Origin of the sequence: Epilithonimonas pallida (assembly GCF_900182975.1) — a bacterium.
In the GTDB taxonomy this organism is placed as follows: domain Bacteria; phylum Bacteroidota; class Bacteroidia; order Flavobacteriales; family Weeksellaceae; genus Epilithonimonas; species Epilithonimonas pallida.
In genome coordinates this window covers 124041-145222 of the sequence record NZ_FXUO01000008.1, presented here as the reverse complement: position 1 = coordinate 145222, position 21182 = coordinate 124041, and the positions used below count along the sequence as shown (strand labels likewise).

Annotated in this window: 23 protein-coding genes; 13 read left to right on the top strand and 10 right to left on the bottom strand. The window is 35.5% G+C overall.

Going from position 1 to position 21182, the window contains the following annotated elements:
- Positions 1-18 precede the first annotated feature (18 nt).
- Positions 19-549, bottom strand: coding sequence for an SRPBCC family protein (locus QOL71_RS15200; protein WP_283417745.1), 531 nt, complete (start codon positions 547-549; stop codon positions 19-21).
- 284 nt (positions 550-833) lie between these two features.
- On the opposite strand from QOL71_RS15200, the gene QOL71_RS15195 reads away from it, so the two are divergent.
- Both QOL71_RS15195 and QOL71_RS15190 read left to right on the top strand, forming a co-directional pair.
- The gene (locus tag QOL71_RS15195) at positions 834-2852 is read left to right on the top strand and encodes a M3 family metallopeptidase (RefSeq protein WP_283417744.1); all 2019 of its coding nucleotides are present in this window, start codon (positions 834-836) and stop codon (positions 2850-2852) included.
- Between the two features lie 117 nt (positions 2853-2969).
- Positions 2970-3347, top strand: coding sequence for a YchJ family protein (locus QOL71_RS15190; RefSeq protein WP_283417743.1), 378 nt, complete (start codon positions 2970-2972; stop codon positions 3345-3347).
- Positions 3348-3422: 75 nt separating this feature from the next.
- Here QOL71_RS15190 and QOL71_RS15185 read toward each other — a convergent pair whose 3' ends face one another.
- On the bottom strand, positions 3423-3665 hold the full coding sequence (locus QOL71_RS15185; protein ID WP_283417742.1) for a VF530 family protein: 243 nt from the start codon (positions 3663-3665) through the stop codon (positions 3423-3425).
- 170 nt (positions 3666-3835) lie between these two features.
- Between QOL71_RS15185 and QOL71_RS15180 the strand changes: the two genes are divergently transcribed.
- From QOL71_RS15180 to QOL71_RS15160, 5 genes are all read left to right on the top strand, one after another.
- Positions 3836-4489: an SGNH/GDSL hydrolase family protein gene (locus QOL71_RS15180; protein WP_283417741.1), complete on the top strand. Its 654-nt coding sequence runs from the start codon at positions 3836-3838 to the stop codon at positions 4487-4489.
- Entirely contained in the window at positions 4489-5016 is a 528-nt protein-coding gene (locus QOL71_RS15175) for a YfiT family bacillithiol transferase (protein WP_283417740.1), read from the top strand. The genes QOL71_RS15180 and QOL71_RS15175 overlap by 1 nt, the downstream gene beginning before the upstream one ends.
- A 113-nt stretch (positions 5017-5129) precedes the next feature.
- Positions 5130-5564, top strand: coding sequence for a hypothetical protein (locus QOL71_RS15170; RefSeq protein WP_283417739.1), 435 nt, complete (start codon positions 5130-5132; stop codon positions 5562-5564).
- 44 nt (positions 5565-5608) lie between these two features.
- Positions 5609-7096 carry a histidine ammonia-lyase gene (gene hutH, locus QOL71_RS15165; RefSeq protein WP_283417738.1) on the top strand — a complete coding sequence of 496 codons (1488 nt, stop codon included), beginning with the start codon at positions 5609-5611 and terminating at the stop codon, positions 7094-7096.
- 121 nt (positions 7097-7217) lie between these two features.
- On the top strand, positions 7218-7664 hold the full coding sequence (locus QOL71_RS15160; RefSeq protein WP_283417737.1) for a GNAT family N-acetyltransferase: 447 nt from the start codon (positions 7218-7220) through the stop codon (positions 7662-7664).
- A 130-nt stretch (positions 7665-7794) separates the two neighbouring features.
- Here the strand turns inward: QOL71_RS15160 and QOL71_RS15155 are convergent, their stop codons facing one another.
- From QOL71_RS15155 to QOL71_RS15135, 5 genes are all read right to left on the bottom strand, one after another.
- Complete coding sequence (locus QOL71_RS15155; RefSeq protein WP_283417736.1) at positions 7795-8967, bottom strand: peptidase associated/transthyretin-like domain-containing protein; 1173 nt, start codon at positions 8965-8967, stop codon at positions 7795-7797.
- Positions 8968-9053: 86 nt separating this feature from the next.
- Positions 9054-9881: a 4,5-DOPA-extradiol-dioxygenase gene (ygiD, locus tag QOL71_RS15150; protein WP_283417735.1), complete on the bottom strand. Its 828-nt coding sequence runs from the start codon at positions 9879-9881 to the stop codon at positions 9054-9056.
- Between the two features lie 354 nt (positions 9882-10235).
- Positions 10236-10745, bottom strand: a complete 510-nt coding sequence (locus tag QOL71_RS15145) for a YceI family protein (RefSeq protein WP_283417734.1) — start codon at positions 10743-10745, stop codon at positions 10236-10238.
- Between the two features lie 248 nt (positions 10746-10993).
- A complete protein-coding gene (locus QOL71_RS15140; RefSeq protein ID WP_283417733.1) occupies positions 10994-11752 on the bottom strand; it encodes a TIGR03915 family putative DNA repair protein in 759 nt (252 codons plus the stop codon).
- A gap of 80 nt (positions 11753-11832) precedes the next feature.
- Entirely contained in the window at positions 11833-12261 is a 429-nt protein-coding gene (locus tag QOL71_RS15135) for a hypothetical protein (RefSeq protein WP_248874528.1), read from the bottom strand.
- 138 nt (positions 12262-12399) lie between these two features.
- Here QOL71_RS15135 and QOL71_RS15130 point away from each other — a divergent pair, with 138 nt between their 5' ends.
- Together QOL71_RS15130 and QOL71_RS15125 are read left to right on the top strand one after the other, a co-directional pair.
- Positions 12400-13221 carry a helix-turn-helix domain-containing protein gene (locus QOL71_RS15130; protein WP_283417732.1) on the top strand — a complete coding sequence of 274 codons (822 nt, stop codon included), beginning with the start codon at positions 12400-12402 and terminating at the stop codon, positions 13219-13221.
- Positions 13222-13284: 63 nt separating this feature from the next.
- A complete protein-coding gene (locus QOL71_RS15125) occupies positions 13285-14715 on the top strand; it encodes a S41 family peptidase (RefSeq protein WP_283417731.1) in 1431 nt (476 codons plus the stop codon).
- Here the strand turns inward: QOL71_RS15125 and QOL71_RS15120 are convergent.
- On the bottom strand, positions 14712-15968 hold the full coding sequence (locus QOL71_RS15120) for a putative DNA modification/repair radical SAM protein (RefSeq protein ID WP_283417730.1): 1257 nt from the start codon (positions 15966-15968) through the stop codon (positions 14712-14714). The genes QOL71_RS15125 and QOL71_RS15120 overlap by 4 nt on opposite strands.
- A 137-nt stretch (positions 15969-16105) precedes the next feature.
- Here QOL71_RS15120 and QOL71_RS15115 point away from each other — a divergent pair, with 137 nt between their 5' ends.
- From QOL71_RS15115 to sucC, 4 genes are all read left to right on the top strand, one after another.
- A complete protein-coding gene (locus QOL71_RS15115) occupies positions 16106-17434 on the top strand; it encodes a hydroxymethylglutaryl-CoA reductase, degradative (protein ID WP_283417729.1) in 1329 nt (442 codons plus the stop codon).
- A gap of 151 nt (positions 17435-17585) precedes the next feature.
- Positions 17586-17972: a DUF423 domain-containing protein gene (locus QOL71_RS15110; RefSeq protein WP_283417728.1), complete on the top strand. Its 387-nt coding sequence runs from the start codon at positions 17586-17588 to the stop codon at positions 17970-17972.
- A 10-nt stretch (positions 17973-17982) separates the two neighbouring features.
- A complete protein-coding gene (locus QOL71_RS15105) occupies positions 17983-18243 on the top strand; it encodes a zinc ribbon domain-containing protein (protein WP_283417727.1) in 261 nt (86 codons plus the stop codon).
- 218 nt (positions 18244-18461) lie between these two features.
- Complete coding sequence (gene sucC / locus QOL71_RS15100) at positions 18462-19652, top strand: ADP-forming succinate--CoA ligase subunit beta (RefSeq protein WP_283417726.1); 1191 nt, start codon at positions 18462-18464, stop codon at positions 19650-19652.
- A gap of 49 nt (positions 19653-19701) precedes the next feature.
- Here sucC and QOL71_RS15095 read toward each other — a convergent pair whose 3' ends face one another.
- Complete coding sequence (locus QOL71_RS15095) at positions 19702-20571, bottom strand: mechanosensitive ion channel family protein (protein ID WP_283417725.1); 870 nt, start codon at positions 20569-20571, stop codon at positions 19702-19704.
- A 64-nt stretch (positions 20572-20635) separates the two neighbouring features.
- Positions 20636-21142 (bottom strand): hypothetical protein, encoded by a 507-nt coding sequence (locus tag QOL71_RS15090; protein ID WP_283417724.1) that lies wholly within the window; start codon positions 21140-21142, stop codon positions 20636-20638.
- Between the last annotated feature and the right edge of the window lie 40 nt (positions 21143-21182).

Sequence of the window (21182 nt, the reverse complement as noted above, 5' to 3'; positions counted from 1 at the left end):
CGAGGCGTTTTTTGTTTTTTATTTTTCAGAAAGTGCTTTTAGTTTTCCAAGACCTTCCGAGAACGACTTGTTCATCTGCCAGGTCATTAGCGGTTTCATTGGTTTGAAAAGTGTTTCAATTTCATAATCAATTGTCCAGGTTACTTTAGTTCCGGAACCTTCAGAAGCCAAAAGCAAATCCGAAGTCGCATTATCATCCATTGGTTTGATAAAATGCATTTTTGTGGCGACTTTTTCGTTTGGGACAATTGCTGTGATCTCCTGTTCGCCTTCACCAACATCATCATTTCCTTTCCAATGGTAGCCATCGCCCACTTCACCAGGCTTTCCTTTGTAAGTTACTGTCAAATTCGGATCCATTTTCATCCAGGGATTCCAAGTGTTGAAAGCTTTCATAGAATTCACATTTTGCCACACTTTCTCTTTCGGCGCATTGATAACGAGAGATTGTTCGTTATGGCATTTACTGTCAAAAAACAACATTGCAATCACGCAATAAACAATGATTATTGCCACGATGACACTAATAATTTTTAGAAATTTCTTCATAATAAGTTAGTTTTAAGTTTAAAACAAATCTAAAAAGAATTTGAACACAAAAACTTTTTCTAGGATAATATTTATTGGGGCGCCTTTATCCGCCTTCCACTCCCGCTATTTTTTTATTGCAAAGAAAGTTAGTCCGACAATAGAAATTTCGGACATTGCAATAAAAAAATGAGCTCCGTTCAAGTCGGGGCGCAATTTTGTCATACTTTCAACTTTAGGTACTAAATTTGTCAATTACGACACACACAAAATCATTTATAATTTATCATTAATAATTCATCTTTATGAATCCACTTTTAGAAAAATTCAACACCAAGTACACCTCATCGCCTTTCGAGGAAATCAAAGAAGAACATTATCTGCCAGCTTTCCAGGAATTAGTCAAAACTTCTGAAAAAGAAATTGATGAAATAACAAATAATTCAGAAGAGCCGACTTTCGAAAATACAATTGAAGCAATGGCTTTTTCAGGAGAACAATTGGACAGAGTTTCCAATATTTTCTTTAATATCAATTCTGCTGAAACCAATGATGAGATTCAGAAAATCGCTCAGGAAGTTTCGCCACTTTTGACAGAATTCTCTTCCAAAATCTCTCAAAATGAAAAACTGTTTGAAAGAATCAAAAACGTTTACGACCAGAAAAACGCTTTAACTTTAAACGAAGAACAGGAAATGTTACTCAACGAAACTTACAAAGGTTTTGTAAGAAGCGGTGCATTGCTCAATAAAGAAGATAAAAAGAAACTGGAGAAAATCAATATGGATTTGTCTATCAAGTCGCTTCAATTTGGACAAAATGCTTTAGCTTCAACCAACGCTTACTTTAAACACATTACAGATAAAGACGAACTGAAAGGAATTCCGGAAGCGATTCTTCAGCAATACGAAGAAGATGCAAAGGAAAAAGATTTGGAAGGTTATGTGATTACTTTGCAATACCCAAGCTATCTTCCGGCAATGACTTACGCTGAAAATCGTGAATTGAGAAAAGAATTAGCTTTAGCAAACGGAAAAAAATCCTTTGACGGTGGCGAATTTGACAATCAGAATTTGATTAAAGAAATTGTAAAACTTCGTCAGGAAAAAGCAGAATTGCTTGGTTATAAAAATTATGCTGATTTTGTTCTTGAGGAAAGAATGGCACAATCGCCGGCAAAAGTTTTTGAATTTTTGAATGAACTTCTTGAAAAAGCAACACCTTACGCTCAAAAAGAAATCGAAGAATTAAAATCTTTGGCAAAAGCTGATGGAATCGATGACATCCAAAGCTACGACCACACTTTCTACGCAGAAAAATTAAGAAAACAAAAATTTGATATTGATGATGAAGAACTGAAACCTTATTTTCAATTGGAAAAAGTTCAGGAAGCCGTTTTTGTATTAGCCGGAAAATTATTCGGATTAGAGTTTAAAGAAATTACCGATGTTCAGAAATATCATCAGGATGTGAAAACTTACGAAATCACAGAAAACGGAAATTATAAAGCTCTACTCTACGCTGATTATCACCCGAGAAAAGGGAAACGTGCCGGCGCCTGGATGACGAGTTATAAAAATCAATACAAACAAAATGGAGAAAATTCCCGTCCGCATATTTCGGTCGTTTGCAACTTTACAAAACCGACCAAAGACACCCCAAGTTTGCTGACTTTTCAGGAAGTAACCACCTTGTTCCACGAGTTCGGACACGCACTTCATGGTGTTTTAGCAGACACGCAATACCCGAATCTTTCAGGAACTTCGGTTAAATGGGATTTTGTAGAATTGCCTTCCCAATTTCTGGAAAACTATTGCTATGAACCAGAATTCTTAAAAACCTTCGCAAAACATTATCAAACCGGAGAAATTCTTCCAACCGAAAAAATCGAGAAGTTATCTCAAAGCAAATCCTTTATGGAAGGTTATCAGACTTTGAGACAGCTTGGATTTGGGTTATTGGATATGGCTTACCATACAGAAGTTGGAGCGTTGGAGAATAAGACTGTGAAAGCGTTTGAAGTGGAGAAAACTGCGGCAACTAATCTTTATCCGAGCAGTCCGGAAACTGCAGCAAGTCCAAGTTTCTCGCATATTTTCCAAGGCGGTTATTCGGCGGGTTATTATTCTTACAAATGGGCTGAGGTTTTGGATGCGGATGCTTTCCAGTATTTCAAAGAAAATGGAATTTTTAATCCTGATATTTCGGCGAAATATAAAGTTCTTCTTTCTTCTGGTGGAACTAAAAATCCAATGGAATTGTACAAAAATTTCCGTGGAAGAGAACCTAAAGTTGAGAGCTTACTGAAAAGAGCTTTTGGATAAGTTTTAGTGTTCGAGAGTTTTAGAATATTAGCATTTAACCCTTTCAGAGTTTTAAATTGACTTGTGTAATCTTCGATTTCTGAAAGGGTTTTTAAATCAATCAATTAAATTTAGAAAATGAATTGTCCTTGCTGTTCCGGAAAGCCCTACGAAGATTGTTGTCAGCCTTATCATCTGAAAGAGAAATTTGCTCCAACAGCAGAAGCTTTGATGCGTTCAAGATTTTCTGCATTTGCTATCCCAAACGGCGACTATCTTTGGGAAACGACTTCTCCGAACAAAAGACAATTCCATAACAAAAAGGATTTGCAGGAATGGGGTGAAATCAATGAATGGACGAAGCTGGAAATTGTCGATAAACCTTCAATTAATAAAGTAGAGTTCAAAGCTTTTTATAATGATGAAGAAGGAAATCCTCAGGTTCATCACGAGTTGTCACAATTCAAAATGATTCAGAATCGCTGGTTTTATGTGACTGGGGAATTTTTGGATTAATTTTATGAAGAGGCTTCGAGAGCCTCAGCCTGACAAATGTAAAAACTCTGTCACACTGAGGTTCTCGAAGTGTTTTTATAAATTTTGTTTTTTCTTTTGTCTCAAAACGTAGAGGTACAAACTCTCCACTTTTGCCCTTGCCCAAGGTGTTTTGCGAAGAAATTTGAGAGAAGAACTGACACTTGGATTTTCGCCGGTGAAACATTTGATGTTGATTTGTTTTCCCAATTCGCCGTAACCTTTGTAATATTCTAGTAATTCTTCCAGAATTGCATCCAATCTTTTTCCGTGCAAAGGGTCTTTCGAAGTGTTTTCCATTTTGTAAAATTATTGATTTTATTATTTCAAAAACCACAAAAGACACATAAGTTTTAGTTTATAAAAAATACTGCTGACTTTCATTTGCTTATTTCATTTGTGACTTTTTGTGGTTAAAAAAGAAATTTCTCTATTGTCATTTCATATATTTGATAATCAAATTTAGAAATATGAAATCTATAGCATTTGCCTTATTATTATTTTCAACAATGTCATACGCTCAAGACTTTGCCAATTTTGGCAGATACCAGAAACAAAACCAAGAAGTTCTTTCTCAAAATATTGCTCCAAATTCTGTCTTGATGGGCGATTCTATCACAGAAGGTTGGTTTGCTACAGACCCGGGATTTTTCACAAAAAATAATTTTGTAGGACGAGGAATCAGCGGACAAGTGACTTCGCAAATGCTTTTGAGATTCCGGGAAGATGTGATCAAACTGAAACCTAAACGTGTGATTATTCTTGCCGGAACTAATGATATTGCAGAAAATCAAGGTCTGATTTCTTTGGATAAAGTGTTCGGAAATATTGTTTCTATGGCAGAATTGGCAAAAGCTAATAACATCAAAGTGATTCTTTGCTCCGTTCTGCCCGCTTACGATTTCCCTTGGAGAAAAGATATGCAGCCTGCTGATAAAGTCATTGCATTGAATAAAATGATAAAAGATTATGCGCAGAGAAATCATATCACTTACGTGGACTACCATTCTGTTTTAAAGGATGAGAAAAATGGTTTGCCTAAAGAAATTGCTGAGGACGGAATCCATCCCAACAAATTAGGTTATGAGAAAATGGAAGCAATCCTGATGAAGAATTTAAAATAATGAACTTAGACGAACTAAAATATCCTGTCGGAAAATTCATCAAACCGGAGTCGATTACTAAAGAAATCATCGATTCTGCTATTTCTGAAATCGAAAACTTTCCGAGTCTTGTTAAAACCGAAATCCAAAATCTCACCGAACAAAATTTACGATTGAGATACAGACCAGAAGGCTGGACCATTGCTCAAGTGGTTCATCATTGCGCCGACAGTCATATCAACAGTTATATGAGATTCAAATTAGCATTGACGGAAAATGTTCCGACCATCAAACCTTATGAGGAAGGTCTTTGGGCAGAGTTGCCGGACAATCAGCTTTCGCCTTTGGTTTCTTTACATCTTTTGGAAGCTTTGCACACAAGATGGGTTTATCTTTTGAAAACTTTGAGTGAAGAAGATTTGAATAAAGAATTCATTCATCCAGAACAATCACAAAAGATTTCGCTCAAAGAAAATATCTTGATTTACGGCTGGCATTGTCAGCATCATTTGGCGCATATAAAGCAAGCAAAGGAGTTGAGGTTTTGATTTAAATCCAATGGAACATTCTTGAGACTAAAAAAAGGAAATATCTATGGCTTATTTTGAGTCTTATTCCATTTATATTTTGGAGTATTCTACTAACTTTATGATTTAATTTTATGAAAAAAATAAAAACTATAAAATCTACACTGATTATTTTTAGTATTATTGTTTTTATTATTTCTTTATTTCAACCAGCATTTTTTATTGATAGAGAAGACTCTGATGCCTATTCGAATTCTCTTTTTCTATTAGCTCTTGGATGGATGAGCTTTTTGGGTGGCGGATTCGTTCCATTCATCATTTGGTTAGCCAATCCTATTTATATAATTTCTATCTTTTTAATAAGTAAATCTTTTAAGTTTGGAATTATCACTAGTTTATGGTCAATATTTCTTGCTATAATTTTCGCCAATTTAAATTCGATTTTAACCAGCGAATCTGGCTCAGATTCAAAAATTACCTATTTAGGCTTAGGCTATTATTTATGGATAAGTAGTTTTGTTATATTGTTTATTTCTTCAGTTATTAATTTAAAGTATTTTAATAAATAATATTCCTCTCGAAAAGTGTATTTTTAGCCAAAATTTTTTCAGTGATGATTTACGGAATAGACCAATTTAAATATCAGGATATTTTAGAGATTTTAAAAAATCCTTCCAAAGCCAAGCTCAATAAAAAATCAAAAGACCAGATCATAAAATCGCAACAGAATGTCAGAAAAATTGTGGAGTCTGACAGAACGGTTTATGGCATCAATACAGGATTTGGACCGCTTTGCGATGTTAAAATTTCAGAAGAAGAAACAGCTCAACTTCAACATAACCTGATTATTTCGCATGCTGTTGGCGTCGGAAAACCGATTCATAAAGACATTTCCAAAATAATGATGATTTCCAAAGTCCACGCTTTGTCGAAAGGTTATTCGGGCGTTTCTTTGGACGTTATCGAGCGATTGATTCTGATGTTGGAACTGGACATTATTCCGGTTGTTCCTGAACAAGGTTCTGTTGGTGCATCCGGAGATTTGGCACCGTTGGCCCATTTAGTTTTACCGCTTTTGGGATTAGGGCAGGTTTGGGAAAATGATAAAACTGTTGAAACGGCTAAAGTTTTGAAAAAACATAAACTTCAACCGTTAAAATTAGGACCTAAAGAAGGTTTGGGATTGATTAATGGAACTCAGTTTATTTTGGCTCATGCAATTACAGGTCTTGCAAAATTCGAATATCTTTTGGATTTAGCTGATTTGACCGCCGCAATGAGTCTTGAAGCTTATCGTGGCTCATCAAGTCCGTTCAAGAAAGAATTGCACGAGATTCGTCCGTTTGATGGAAGCCAAAAAGTGGCAGAAAGAATGCGAAATTTCCTTAAAGATTCAGACAATCTAAAGTCTCACGAATTCTGTGACAGAGTCCAGGATCCTTATTCTATGCGTTGTGTTCCGCAGGTTCACGGCGCCAGCAGAAATGCCTTTGAACATCTGAAGCAAATGGCCGAAACGGAACTGAATTCTGTAACCGACAATCCTATTGTTTTAAGCGCAGAAGAATCAATTTCCGGCGGTAATTTCCACGGACAATTGATGGCTTTGCCTTTGGATTATGCTTCGTTGGCAGCCGCAGAATTAGGAAATATTTCTGACAGAAGAAGCTATCTTTTACTAGAAGGGAAATATGGCTTACCGAAATTGTTAGTAGAAAGCTCTGGTCTTAATTCTGGTTTCATGATTCCGCAATATACCAGCGCAGCATTGGTTACAGAGAACAAAACGCTTTGTTTCCCGGCTTCTGCAGATTCTATACCGACAAGTTTAGGTCAGGAAGACCACGTTTCTATGGGAAGTATTTCCGGTCGAAAATTCAATCAGATTTTAGGAAATCTTGAGAATATTTTAGCGATTGAGCTGATGTTTGCTGCTCAAGGTCTGGAATTCAGACGACCTGCAAAATGTTCTAAAATTGTTGAGAAAAATTATGAGTTAATTCGTTCCGTTGTCCCAAAACTGGAAAACGACCGATTGATTGGCGAAGATATTTTGAAAATTGCAGAGTTGATTAGAAAAAGGGAATTTGTGGTGAATTAAATCTCAGCAGACAAAGTCTTCGACTCTGCTCAGACTGACAATTTTAAAAATAAATGTTAGTAATAAAGATGTCGTGCTGAGCAGAGTCGAAGCATTTTTACTTAATATAATAACATTGCTAATGCAAACCCTCAGAACAACTTCCGAAAACCCAGATTTCCAAAAATTAGTAAAACAATTGGATGCTTATCTTGCCGTTATGGATGGTGATGAACACGACTTCTATCATCAATACAACAAAATCGATTTACTGAAACATTGCATTGTGATTTATGATAATGATGAAGCCGTTGCTTGTGGCGCTATCAAAGAATTGGATTCAAAATCTATGGAAATCAAAAGAATGTTCACGCTTCCCGAAAAACGTGGAAAAGGTTTAGCTTCAGCTATTTTAAAGGAATTAGAAATTTGGTCTAAAGAATTAGGTTATAAAAAAACAGTTCTTGAAACAGGAAAAAGACAAATCGAAGCCGTTGCACTTTACAACAAATGTGGTTACAAAATCATTCCGAATTACGGTCAGTATATTGGTGTTGACAATAGTGTTTGTTTTGAGAAAGAACTATAAATTTTATCGCAAAGGCGCAAAATGGATCTTTTCTCATTCTGCTTTAAGTCGCCAAGAATTAATTTTCGTATTATGTTTTGCGACTTAAAAAGATTACATTGATTCAGTTTTTGTTCCTTTGCGTTATCAATCAATTCCCGAACTGATAATCCAAAGGTAATATTTTAGACACATTCTGCTGGGAAAAACTCTCTTCCAAAATCAGCAAATCCGGTTCCGAACAAATACCTTCCGGAAAAATCTCAAATTCTGCAGCTTCGGGATGAATTAATGACGATTGCGAAACAGCATTGGCCGATTTGATGAAGTCACCTTTCTTGATTTCGTAATAATACTTCTGATAATTGACCATCAGTAAGTCATCAAAATCAAGGAAAAGTTTGCCATCTTTACGTTTCGTGAAATCAGATTCTTTGATTTTCGTCTTTAGAATTGCTAAGACGAATGGAGAATTTTTATTTTTTCGCTGTGAGATTCCTTCCAACTCCGGCGATAGATTTACATTCATCACTTTTTGAGTTCTTACAAAACTGAAATAATCTTCCAGTTTTTGTAATTCAGCTTCAGTTGGATATTTTGGATTTGGGATTCGTTTGGCGTGGTTGACGATAAAACCTTCCTTTTCTAATTCATTATTATAAAGACTTCTGAAAAAATGCATCAAACTACCTTGGTAAGCATTCATCCGGTTGAGAATAACATTTTTCTTATTGCTGGTTTCTTTGAAAAAAGAAGTTCCTAAATAACTATTGGTTTTGTTTTTAAAGTCCGCTTCAAAATTGATGAGATTATATTGAATGTTATAACCCAGATTTTTATTTTCAATAATTAAAGTTTGCGGTGCTTTGACTCTTAGAAACTGATTCTTCTTATCGTAAGAAAACTTAAGCGTTCTTTGATTTTTGATGGTAACTCCTTCTCTATCAAATCCAATAAATTTATCCAGAAAGTAATTGATAAAATCTTTGTAAGCCTTTTCTGTGTAAGGAATAATTACGACTTCTTCTATCTCTTTAACAGGATTGATAATCACTTTGACCGATTTTCCAATAGCTTGATTCAACGGAAAAATGCTCGTTTCATAATTATCTTTCTGAAAAATCAGATTTCCGCTTTTCTGTCCTTGGGCATCTAATTGAAAACTTCCGTCATTGGTAGAAACAGTCGAGAGTTTGGTTCCGTCGAGATAAACATTAACGTTAGAAATTACACTTCCATTTTCAGTTTGAATTTTACCGAAAATAGTTTGAGAATAAACGATTGAAAATCCGAAAAATAAAAAGAGAAAGAAAAGCTTTTTCACAGTTATTGAATTTGACTTCTAATTTAGGAATAAAAAAAGATTTTGCCTCTCGGCAAAACCTTTCTAAAAACACAAATGAGTTGGAATTAACCAATTCTTATAGATGTCATACTCAATGAGCCACCAATTAGCGAGTCATTGAATAATGATAGTTCTTCTGATTTTTCTTTCAGTCCGAGATTATAAATCATTGGCAGAAAATGGTCTGGTGTCGGAACAGCATATTGCAAAAACGAACCTTGTTTTTGATAATCAATGAGTTTCTGAAAATCCCCGTCCAAGAGCCAATTGTTGGTCTTTTCCCTGGCTTCTATCGCCCAATCCCAGCCTGCTCCAATAGTATCGATATTTTTCCAATCAATCAAACGAAGATTATGGACAATGTTTCCGCTTCCGATAATCAGGATTCCTTTCTCACGAAGTCTGGATAATTTTTTTGCCAAATCAAAATGATATTGAGGCGGTTTTGTGTAATCTATACTCAACTGGATAACAGGAATATCCGCATCAGGATAAAGATGTCTGAGAACCGACCAGGCACCGTGGTCTAATCCCCAATTATGGTCTTCTTCCACCAAAACCGGAGCGAGTAGTTCCGTAGTTTCTTTAGCCAATTCGGGACTTCCTTTTGCCGGGTACTGTACGTCGAACAGTTCTTTTGGGAAACCGTAAAAATCGTGAATCGTTTTCGGCATATCCATCGCCGTGACGAAAGTTCCGTTCGTAAACCAATGCGCAGAAATACAAATGATTGCATTGGGTTTCGGGATTTCTTTACTGATATTCCTGAATCCCTGAACAAAAATATTCTCTTCGATAGCGTTCATCGGAGAACCGTGTCCTAAAAACAGAACCGGCATTTTTTCTGTGGTTCGGAAGTTGTCAGATATTTTTGAAAGGTCGTTGAGGTTCATATTTTTTTGTAAAAAGTAAAATGTATTAATGTAAAAAGTATTTTATTTTCTCGCAGATTTGGCTGATTGAGCTGTTCTTTTCACACTTAGGTTGATTGTTTTAAACCACAAAAGTCACATAAGGACAATTAAGTTTTTAAATCTCCGATTTTTTTGGCAAATGTTGTTTTTATATTGAATCTGCAGCCCGGCCTGAGTGGAGCTCTTTTTCTTTTTTATCAAAAAAGAAAAAAGCGGGAACGGAGGACGGATAAAGCTGCCCTAATAATTATTCTCAAAATCAAAAAAAGTATAAACAAAGCGAACTCTGTTTATACTTTAAAAAACTCAAACTATAAATACTATTGTATTCTTTTATTGTTTTACAAACTGCAATTCGCCTGCAATTTTAACTTCTTCGCTCACCATTACTCCGCCTGTTTCCAAAGCCGCGTTCCAAGTTAAACCGAAGTCACTTCTTTTGATTTTTCCTTCGAAAGAGAATCCTGCTTTCGTGTTTCCCCAAGGGTCAGAGTTGATTCCTCCGAAATCTACGTCCAAAGTCACTGGTTTCGTAACGCCGTTAATAGTGAGGTTTCCTGTAACATCACCGTTAAGAGTTGAAGCTTCAAAAGTGATTTTCGGGTTAGCTTCTGCATTGAAGAAATCAGCAGATTTCAAATGCGTATCTCTGTCCGCGTTATTAGTGAAGATAGAATCTGTATCAATGAAAGCTGAAACTTTTGCGTTCGCAAATGTATCGTCTTCTGCATCGATTTCTGCGTTGAAAGTCGTGAATTCACCTTTTACGTTAGAAATCATCAAGTGTTTTACTTTGAAAGTGATCTCGCTATGTGTTGGGTCTAATAACCATTTAGTTGCCATAATTTTTAATATTTTGTTGTTAATTATGATGCAAATTTAGGCCGACCAGGTTTCCCTCACATTGATGTAAGTTAAGAATTTGAATTGTGATAAAAATTTTGGGCAGCCCGTCAGATTTCCCAATGCTTATGCCGACGCAAAATCTGCCGGCCGGGCTATCCACTCCTATCTTTTTCGGACACTCCGCTTCGCTCCGTGTCCAAAAAAGGATATCCGCTACTATCCCTGCTGCGGGCGACGTCTCCGATTCACCATTTCTCGGTCAGATATTTCCAGTAGCGCTTCGGAACATGCTGAATGTGAAGCTTTGTATTTTTCCTTTCTTTAATATTGGTTTTCGTAAAATAGCTTTGCCAGAGCTTCTGGTATTTTTTTTCTTCGTCGTGGAATTTTTCCTGATACTGGTTTAAATCTAATTTTTCATCGGGATAAAAAAAGTCGCAGTTTTCCAAATCGTAGAACAATCCGTAATGTCTTCGCAGGTCATAAATCATCCATTTTTGGTCGGCATATCGGTCTTTGAAATGTTTCCGAATCAATGGCAATACATTAAAATCCGGGTCAATCTTCGCAAAATAAATATCATCCTGCATTTTTTCGAACCTTATAAAAGCGGTCATCCTGTGTCTTTCCCGACTGACGGATTTGCAGATTTTAGCAATTTTCAGAATATCATCGTTGGCAAAATTTTGAAGAATGTTTTCGTTTGGATGTTTGATGGATTGTTTTACGGCAGAAAAAATCAATTGTTCTAATTCTAAATCTTCGGAAAGATAAACTCTAAGCAAATCATTAATTCCAGACTTTCCAATGTTTTTTTCTAATTTATTGAGAACTCTTTCCGATTTTTCCTGTTGGGTAACAACTTCGTGAATCTCCGCAAACATATTTTCCTGCTGGAAATTTTCTCTGTTTCTGATTTCCGCATCCTGATAACGATATTCAAACACTTCGAATATCGCAGTGAAAAGTCCGTCGAAAGTTCCGTCGTAGAGAAGTGTTGTCATTTTTGAGTTGGAGAGTTTGAGAATTTGAGAGTTACAAATTCAAGGTAATATTTGTCATTCCGGAGGAATCTAGATTTATTTTAAATTTTATAACAAACAAGTTTCAATTCATTCTCATCAAGTTCTAAATAAAACTCGCCGACTTCTTTTATTAATGTAAAAATTCTGTCTAAATCTTGATTTGTCTGCGAATCAATAACTTTAGGAAAAATGAGATATTCTATTTCTCGATATTCGAGCCAATCATTAAATGAATTGTTTCCTTCAAAGCCTGTTTGCCAATAATCAAATTCAAAAATACTTCCATTATCTAGATACAATTCTCCAATCTTATCATTCTGAACTTTTTTGAAGAGAATCTTTTTGATTTCATCGGCATTATCAACAATCTGCTCAATCAACTTAATCCATTTTGAGTTAGACATCAATGGTTGTGAGAATTTTGAGATTGCACTATCAATTTCCTTTGTTTTTTGTTCGTCGTAACGTAAAGCTTTTTTTGTTCTCATTTAGTTATTGATTTTGGTAGTTATAATCTGTCAAAAGTCTTTCCAAAGCTTTATCAGAAGCTAAAGTTTATTAAATTTACATTCTGGAACAGTTTTCCAAATTTACGACAGAATATATTTAAAACAGAAAATCATATAATGAATTCAGTAATCATAAAGCCAAAAAATGAGATTCTGAAAAACTATGTTCAGTATTTTCTGTTCTTCGAAAAGACCAATCACGATTTTTTAACGTACACCACTTTTCCCAACAGCAATCTTTGTCTCGCCATTTATAAGGAAAATAAAATTTCTTATGACAATCAAAATAATTTGTGCGAAGTGAACGTTGGAAGAGCTTTTACAAGTCGATTTTATGGTTTTCATAAAAAGCCTTTTCAGGTCAATATTGATTCTTTGCTTAGTCAGATTTGTATTATTTTTCAGCCTTCTGCGTTAAGAGCGTTTACCAAAGAATCTTACGACGAACTGATGTTTTCCGATTCTGTTTTTGATGAAATATTCTCTTCGGATAAAAATATTCTAGAAAAAATATTCGAGATAGATGATTTTTCTAAACGAGCCAATGAACTGGAAATTCTGCTTCTTAAAAAATTAAATGATTCTGTTTCAGATACAATGAAAGAAGCCTTGATGCTCATTAATCAAAATAATTCGATTAGTATCAATGAACTATCCAAAAGTCTTAAAATCAGTGAAGCAACATTGTTCCGACTTTTCAAAAATAATCTGGGACAAAATCCAAAATCTTACCTTAAAACATTACGATTTCGAAATGTGTTGAATGACCTTTCTCAATCCAAAAATTCTTTGACGACGGTTGCTTATCAGAATCTGTTTTATGACCAAGCGCACTTCATCAAAGATTTCAAAATGTTTTCAGGCTTTTCACCAAAAAAATTAGTGGAGAAAATCTCAGTTAATCAAAAAGATTTGACCTGGATTTACAATAAAGATTAAAATTGAATGATTTTTACAATTTTTGAAACTCAGAAATGATTTCTTTTGCTGAAAATTTTATCAATGAAAACCAAAGTCTTTTTATTTTTCACACTTTCTTTATTTTTCGGTTTCGCTAATGCACAAAATAAATGCAACTGTACTGAGACTTTGCAAAAAATAATTTCAAAAATTGAGACTGAATATCCCGGCTTTGATGTCAAAACCAAAGACAATTTATTATACAATAATGTAAAAGAAAATGCACTAAAAGCTTCCGCTGAATCTAAATCTGACGATAATTGTCTGGAAGTACTGAAAAACTATACAGGATTCTTCAAGGACAGGCATATTTGGGTTCTTCCAAATGGAAATTCAGCACCACAAATTGCTAATCATATTTCCTCAAAAAACATATCGAAAGCTCTTAATATTAATCTTGAAAAATTCAGAAACAAGGTTCAAAATCAGAAAAACAGCTTCGAAGGAATTTGGAAAGATGACAGTTATGAGATTGGAATCAAAAGACTAAATGAAAAAGAATTTGTTGGCTTCATCATAAAAGCAGACCCAAAATTTTGGAAACCAAATGAAGTAAAATTCAGATTATTCGTAGATGGAACTTATGAATATTATATGCAAGACCATTCCTCGCAAAAAGGGACTTACAAAATGATAGACAATAGTCTTTTGTATTTCGACGATATCAGGTCTGCATTTACAAAAAGCTTTCCTCAATCTATTCTAAATGAAGAAGAGATTGAAGATAGGATTAACGAAATCAATGGTTTTTACATCAAAAAACTGACTCCCAAAACCACAATCATCAAAATGCAGTATTTCAGTTATATGTTTGTAAATACGATTGAAAAAATGATTGAAAAGAATAAAACTTTATTGGAAAATTCGGAATTTTTAATCATCGATGTGAGAGATAATGGTGGCGGAACAGATAATGCTTATCAGAAAATCCTGCCTTATCTTGTAACCAATCCTATCCGAAATGTAGGTGTAGAATATCTGGCTTCTCCGACATTGATTAGCACTACAGAAAATTATATGCAAGGTCTGAAAAAGGATTCCATAAAAAACAAAAGTGAAATCATTGACTTGGAAAAGAGAATCGAAATCCTAAAAGCGAATCTTGGAAAATATGTAAATCATAATCAAAGCAAAGTCAATATAAGTTCGATTTCTCCTGCTGTTAAAAGTCCTGCTCAGATTGTCGTTTTAGCTAATAATCATACAGGAAGTGCGGCCGAAAATTTTCTTTTAAATGCGAAACAAAGTAAAAAAGTTAAACTTTTGGGCATTCCCTCTTCAGGAGTCTTGGATTATGCGAACGCAATGTTTTTTGATTATGGTTGCAATAATTACAAACTTCTGATGCCGACTTATCGTTCGTTCAGGTTACCCAATTATCCTATTGACAATATTGGAGTTCAGCCTGATGTTTATCTTGATGAAAGCGTTGAAGATTGGGTAAAGTTTGCAGTTGATTATTTGGAAAATTAAAACAGAGTCAACTGCTGAGAAAACTGATTCTGAAATTTTGACTGACTGCCACTGAGAATTAATTTTCTCAAATTCAAATCAGTTAAGTGTTTCAGAAACGGATTTCCATATGTAAAATCAATAAAATATTTAGCACGGTTGACCGCTGCTCCGAGTTTTTTAAGGTGGTCAATTGTCAAAACCTGAAATTGTCTTGCGCTTAAAATTTTCTGTGCTGTTTTTACTCCAATTCCCGGAATCCTTAGAATCATTTTATAATCAGCGGTTTGAAGATTAACAGGAAATTGGTCGAGATGCCGCAACGCCCAACTTAATTTTGGGTCAACTTCTAAATCTAAAAAAGGCATATTGAAATCTAAAATTTCATCCGCTTTGAAGCCATAAAATCGCATCAGCCAATCTGATTGATACAAACGGTTTTCTCTCAAAACAGGAACTTCGGCCGTAATAGCAGGTAAGCGATTGTCGACAGTTACAGGAATATAACCTGAGTAATAAACCCGTTTCATTCCGTAGTTTTTATAAAAATGATCAGCCACTTTGATGATTTGTAAGTCATTTTCGTTGGTTGCGCCCACAATCATTTGAGTTGATTGCCCGGCTGGAGCAAATTTCGGGGTGCTTCTGATGATCTTCTTCTCATCTTTATATTGTTGAATTCCTTTCTGAACAATCCGCATCGGCTGAAGCATATCTTCGCGATTTTTATCAGGAGCCAATAATTTCAATCCTGATTCAGTTGGAATTTCTAAGTTTACGGAAAGTCTATCAGCGTAAAGTGCGGCTTCATTCATCAAATCGTCACTCGCTCCGGGAATTGATTTCAAATGAATATAGCCGTTGAAATTATGTTCGGTTCTCAGCTTTTTTGCCACCCGAATCAGGCGTTCCATTGTCGTGTCCGCATCTTTGAAAATTCCGGAACTCAGAAATAAGCCTTCAATATAATTCCTACGATAAAAACTGATGGTCAAATCAACCACTTCCTCAACTGTAAAAGCAGCACGTTTGATGTCATTCGACTTTCTGGAAACGCAATAGATGCAATCGTAAATGCAATAATTGGTCAGAAGAATTTTGAGAAGTGAGACACATCGTCCGTCTTCCGTATAAGTATGACAAATTCCGCTTGCTGAGCTGTCACCCAAACCACCATTATTTTTTCTTTTTCCACCACTGGAAGAACACGAGACATCATACTTGGCAGCATCTGCAAGTATTTCGAGCTTTTCTTTGATGCGGTCGAAATTCATATTATTTTATGTTTGATACATTGTTTGTTATTAGCAAAATTAAGTCAGAAATTGAGAAAAATCAGAACTTTTAAAGCAAACTTATCCACATATTTCCAAAGCAAAATTAGTATATTTACGGACAATAAATGTATGCTATGAATCATAAACCGATAGAAGGTTTTTCTAAATTAACCAAGCAGGGAAAAATAGACTGGCTCGTAAATGAGTATCTTGAAGGAAACGAAGAATATCAAAATATATTAAATCAATATTGGAACGAAAATGCTGATTTGCAGAAACTTCACGATGAATTTTCTGAAAATACCATTTCCAATTTCTACATGCCTTACGGAATTGCTCCGAACTTTTTAATTGACGGAAAGTTATTCGCTCTTCCAATGGCTGTTGAAGAAAGTTCGGTTGTTGCAGCGGCTTCCAAAGCAGCAAAATTCTGGATCGATAAAGGTGGTTTTAAAACAACGATCATTAACAACGAAAAATTAGGTCATACCCACTTTATTTTTAATGTTGAGCCTCATAAACTGCTTCATTTTTTCAACTTTAATTTAAAGAAGAAACTAATTGAGGCTACCAACGACATTACTGCGAATATGAGAAATCGGGGTGGCGGAATCTTAGATATAAAATTAGTCGACAAAACTTCCGAAATGCCGAATTATTATCAGTTGAAAGCAAGTTTTGATACGGTAGATTCGATGGGCGCTAATTTCATTAATTCCTGTCTGGAACAGTTCGGGAAAACATTGAAACAGGAAGTTGCGATTAGTGAAGATTTTTCACAGGAAGAGAAGAATTCTTTACAGATTGTGATGAATATCCTTTCGAACTTTACACCGGATTGTATCGTAAGAGCTGAGGTTTCTTGCAAGATAGAAGATTTAAAAGATGACAGCGGAATTCCCAATGAAGAGTTTGCCTGGAAATTCAAGCAGGCAGTAACCATTGCTGAGATTGAGCCTTTCCGTGCTACCACTCACAATAAAGGAATTATGAACGGAGTAGATGCTGTTGTAATTGCTACAGGGAACGATTTTAGAGCAACAGAAGCTTGTGCGCACGCTTATGCGGCAAGAAACGGAAAATATTCTTCTTTAACACATTGTACAATCGACAATGGAATTTTCAGATTCTGGATTGATCTTCCGATTTCTGTTGGTGTTGTAGGTGGTTTAACGAATCTTCATCCGTTGGTTAAATTCTCTTTAGCATTGCTTGGAAAACCTTCTGCGCAGGAATTGATGAGTATTTTAGCGGTTTCAGGGTTGGCTCAGAATTTTGGAGCACTGCGTTCTTTAATCACCACCGGAATTCAGAAAGGTCATATGAAAATGCACTTATTGAATATCTTAAACCAGTTAGGCGCGACAGAAGAAGAAAAGCAGCATTTTGTGACGTATTTCAAAGATAAAACGGTGAGTCATCATGAAGTGATCAATGAGTTTAACAGAATGAGAGGTCAGTAATGTTCGGAATTATTGTGGCGGCTTTTATGCTGGTTTTCGGAATTTTTCTGAAACTGACGAAAAATCCGGGCTTTGCTCAAAATAAAAAATTCGCGTGGATTTTCATTGCTATTGGAGCAATATCATTAATATTCAAGATTTTAAATTATAAATGAAAACAATTACGTTGATCTTTGGTGCTGCTTACGGAACGCTTTCTGTAATTTTGGGCGCTTTCGGAGCGCACGCTTTAAAGAAAATATTGTCTGTGGAAAGACTGGAAAGTTTTGAAACAGGGGTAAGATATCAAATGTATGCTGCATTTTTCCTATTAATTGTAGGCTACATTTTAAAGTTTGAGACCAAAACAGAAAACTGGATTTCCTGGCTGATGATTTTCGGGACGATGCTGTTTTCTTTCAGTATCTATGGATTAAGCATGCAGGATTATTTGGGAGCCAACCTCAAGTTTTTAGGACCGATCACTCCGCTTGGAGGATTATTAATGATTCTAAGCTGGGGAATGTTGATTTTTTATTTTGCGAAGACAAAGTTTTAATCTGAAATACATGTTTTTCATTTTTGGAATCAAAACCAAATTGGTAGGGCAACAACAGCGTAAAGTCCTGAAAAGTGGTTTTATGATGAACGCAATCGTATCGGTTTATAAAAATTATTTTGAGTTGTTTTTCATCCCGATATTTCCATTCAGTAAAAAGTACAGTATCTATATTCCACATTCCGACGAGTATTTTGAAACCAATTATTTCTCATCAGAAATGCCGAAAGAATATCTGGATATTTGTAAGGAAGTTGGCAAAACATACTGACGAGGCAGCAACCATATGAATAATGATTGTAAGATCCGGAATAAACTCTCCAAATCATAATAATGATAGCGACTTTACCGGCTATAAAAACTACTGACAAGTGTCACACTCAGATTATTTTGAAAACTGATTTCAATCAGACAATTATATAATGTAATTCGTCACTTTTTCTTAAATTTGTCAATCTTATAAAATTTAAAAATTAATCAAAACATATTATGAATCTTCACGAGTATCAATCAAAAGAGATTTTAGCAAAATACGGGGTTAATATCCAACGTGGTTTTGTTGCAAACAACGTAGATGAGGCAGTTGCTGCTGCTGAAAAACTAACTGCTGAAACCGGTGCACAAGGTTGGGTTGTAAAAGCTCAGATCCACGCTGGCGGACGTGGTAAAGGTGGCGGTGTTAAGTTCTCTCCGAATATGGACAAACTTAAAGAAAATGCCGGCAACATTATCGGAATGCAGTTGGTAACTCCACAAACTTCTGCTGAAGGTAAAAAAGTAAACTCTGTTTTGATAGCTGAAGATGTATATTATCCTGGAGAATCTGAAACTAAAGAATTTTATGTTTCTATTCTTCTGGACAGAGCTCTTGGAAAAAATACAGTAGTATATTCGACCGAAGGTGGTATGGATATCGAGCATGTTGCTGAAGTAACTCCGCACCTGATCCACAAAGAAGTGATTGATGCAGCTTATGGTCTTCAGCCTTTCCAGGCTAGAAAAATCGCTTTCAATCTAGGTCTTTCGGGTAATGCTTTTAAGGAATTTACAAAATTCATCACGTCATTATATAATGCGTATATAGGAATTGATGCTTCTCTTTTTGAGATCAATCCTGTTTTGAAAACTTCTGATGACAAAATCATTGCTGTAGATGCAAAAGTAACTCTGGATGACAACTCGTTGTTCCGTCATAAAGATCTTGCTGCCCTAAGAGATACAAGAGAAGAGGATCCATTGGATGTTGAAGCTGGTGAAGCCGGTCTTAACTTCGTGAAGTTAGACGGGAATGTTGCTTGTATGGTAAATGGGGCTGGTCTTGCAATGGCAACGATGGATATCATCAAATTATCCGGTGGAAATCCTGCTAACTTCCTGGATGTTGGTGGAACTGCTGATGCACAAAGAGTTCAGACTGCTTTCGGAATCATCCTTAGAGATCCGAACGTAAAAGCTATCCTAATCAACATCTTCGGCGGAATCGTAAGATGTGACAGAGTTGCTCAGGGTGTTGTTGACGCTTACAATGCTATGGGAAGTCTTCCTGTTCCGTTGATCGTTAGATTACAGGGAACTAATGCTGTTGAAGCTAAACAATTAATTGATGAAGCCGGATTACCGATCCATTCCGCAATCACTCTTGAAGAAGCGGCAAATAAAGTAAAAGAAGTTTTAGCTTAAGACTAAGATTTTAAAATAAAAAAGCCGATCCAATGGATCGGCTTTTTTATTATTGTTGCGTTGTTTTATTTTCAGAAAGATTCTCAGTATTAGTAATATTTATGCTTGTTGGGGTTACAAGACTAATACCTTCTTCTGCAAGTCTTTCATTGATTTTCATAATTGCCTGGCTCTTCAGCTGTCCAAAGTCGGCACCTATTTCCAGCCAAAAATTAACCTGCATTGTAAACATTCCCTGCTTTGCAGATGTGAAAATAACATTAACTGAATCGGTTTTGTCTACATGCTCCAAAGATTTTATCTCATCAAGAACAGCCTGCTTGGCCTTGGTAATATCTTCACCAATAGGGATCTCAAAATCCATGATGATTCTTCGCTGAGGAGAAGCCGTAATGTTAAAGAATGGCGCATTAAAAATAACCTGATTGGGTATATAAACTTTTTTACCATCGTCAGTAATCAGTTTTGTGGTCAATAATCCAATATCCTGAACTGTTCCAGAATTCCCTCCAATTGTCACATAGTCACCAATTTTAAACGATTTATCAATACCAACCAGCATTCCGGAAAACATACTTGATACCAAATCCTTCAATGCAACCCCGGCAATTACCCCAGCAACACCCAAACTTCCTAAGAACTTGAGAAAAAACCCACTGAATCCCATAATCTCCAAAGCTATAAAGGTCCCCATGAGAATGATTAAGAATTTGAACACCGTAATCAGTGTAACTACAGAATCATTTTTGGTTTTTGGAAAAAGGTTGTGAAATAATTTTACAGACCAGCGACTGAGATATGTACTTGTAGTAAGGAAAAATAAAAATACTAAAATCCCAACAACCAATCTTGGCGTTAATTCAGCAAAACTAATATACCATCTTTGCAATACTGCATAAACTGTATGTAAATATTCCATAATCGTTTCTTTTAATAAAAAAACCGACCTAAAGCCGGTTATATTTATCTATCAAATATAGTTATTATTTCATTTCATTAGCAATTCTCTTAGCATGAGAAGTAGGCAAATAAATACTAAATCCTACATTGAAAGTAATTGCTGAATTAAGTCCTTCGTTTCCAAAGCCTGCTTGTCCTACATACTTCACAAGACCTTCTACACCTATATTTGGAGTAATAAAATAAGAATAACCAGGACCAACCCCAAAATCCAATCCGGTAGTAGAATTGCCATTTTCTACAGATGCGCCACCGACACCTACATTACCCTCAAAAAACCAACGTCCATGGTTAAGAAGATTATCAACACCTGCCTCACCCGGAGATATAAAATAACGTCCCAAAGCACCTACCCCATAATCAAATCTTGATGGTGAACCACTTGTTGTCTTACTAAATCCTAAATTAACATAACCACCTAATGCAACATTATCTTTTATAAAATATGCCGCTTTTGGTTGTAAAGCAATGTTATAACCACCTCCTGTATTAAGACCGAAGTTACTTGAAATTAAGCTACTTCCAACCATCCAATTACCTTCTTGTATCTGAGCATTTGCAGTCGAGAAT

Excerpts from the sequence above, each read along its gene's own strand:
- ygiD (WP_283417735.1), bottom strand. The coding sequence starts at position 9,881 with ATGAACCTCAACGACCTTTCAAAAATATCTGACAACTTCCGAACCACA.
- QOL71_RS15145 (WP_283417734.1), bottom strand. The coding sequence starts at position 10,745 with ATGGCAACTAAATGGTTATTAGACCCAACACATAGCGAGATCACTTTC.
- QOL71_RS15110 (WP_283417728.1), top strand. The coding sequence starts at position 17,586 with ATGAAAACAATTACGTTGATCTTTGGTGCTGCTTACGGAACGCTTTCT.
- QOL71_RS15180 (WP_283417741.1), top strand. The coding sequence starts at position 3,836 with ATGAAATCTATAGCATTTGCCTTATTATTATTTTCAACAATGTCATAC.
- QOL71_RS15140 (WP_283417733.1), bottom strand. The coding sequence starts at position 11,752 with ATGACAACACTTCTCTACGACGGAACTTTCGACGGACTTTTCACTGCG.
- QOL71_RS15125 (WP_283417731.1), top strand. The coding sequence starts at position 13,285 with ATGAAAACCAAAGTCTTTTTATTTTTCACACTTTCTTTATTTTTCGGT.
- QOL71_RS15115 (WP_283417729.1), top strand. The coding sequence starts at position 16,106 with ATGAATCATAAACCGATAGAAGGTTTTTCTAAATTAACCAAGCAGGGA.
- QOL71_RS15195 (WP_283417744.1), top strand. The coding sequence starts at position 834 with ATGAATCCACTTTTAGAAAAATTCAACACCAAGTACACCTCATCGCCT.
- QOL71_RS15130 (WP_283417732.1), top strand. The coding sequence starts at position 12,400 with ATGAATTCAGTAATCATAAAGCCAAAAAATGAGATTCTGAAAAACTAT.
- QOL71_RS15160 (WP_283417737.1), top strand. The coding sequence starts at position 7,218 with ATGCAAACCCTCAGAACAACTTCCGAAAACCCAGATTTCCAAAAATTA.
- QOL71_RS15185 (WP_283417742.1), bottom strand. The coding sequence starts at position 3,665 with ATGGAAAACACTTCGAAAGACCCTTTGCACGGAAAAAGATTGGATGCA.
- QOL71_RS15175 (WP_283417740.1), top strand. The coding sequence starts at position 4,489 with ATGAACTTAGACGAACTAAAATATCCTGTCGGAAAATTCATCAAACCG.
- hutH (WP_283417738.1), top strand. The coding sequence starts at position 5,609 with ATGATTTACGGAATAGACCAATTTAAATATCAGGATATTTTAGAGATT.
- QOL71_RS15170 (WP_283417739.1), top strand. The coding sequence starts at position 5,130 with ATGAAAAAAATAAAAACTATAAAATCTACACTGATTATTTTTAGTATT.
- QOL71_RS15090 (WP_283417724.1), bottom strand. The coding sequence starts at position 21,142 with ATGGTTGGAAGTAGCTTAATTTCAAGTAACTTCGGTCTTAATACAGGA.
- QOL71_RS15190 (WP_283417743.1), top strand. The coding sequence starts at position 2,970 with ATGAATTGTCCTTGCTGTTCCGGAAAGCCCTACGAAGATTGTTGTCAG.
- QOL71_RS15120 (WP_283417730.1), bottom strand. The coding sequence starts at position 15,968 with ATGAATTTCGACCGCATCAAAGAAAAGCTCGAAATACTTGCAGATGCT.
- QOL71_RS15135 (WP_248874528.1), bottom strand. The coding sequence starts at position 12,261 with ATGAGAACAAAAAAAGCTTTACGTTACGACGAACAAAAAACAAAGGAA.
- QOL71_RS15200 (WP_283417745.1), bottom strand. The coding sequence starts at position 549 with ATGAAGAAATTTCTAAAAATTATTAGTGTCATCGTGGCAATAATCATT.
- sucC (WP_283417726.1), top strand. The coding sequence starts at position 18,462 with ATGAATCTTCACGAGTATCAATCAAAAGAGATTTTAGCAAAATACGGG.
- QOL71_RS15095 (WP_283417725.1), bottom strand. The coding sequence starts at position 20,571 with ATGGAATATTTACATACAGTTTATGCAGTATTGCAAAGATGGTATATT.
- QOL71_RS15105 (WP_283417727.1), top strand. The coding sequence starts at position 17,983 with ATGTTTTTCATTTTTGGAATCAAAACCAAATTGGTAGGGCAACAACAG.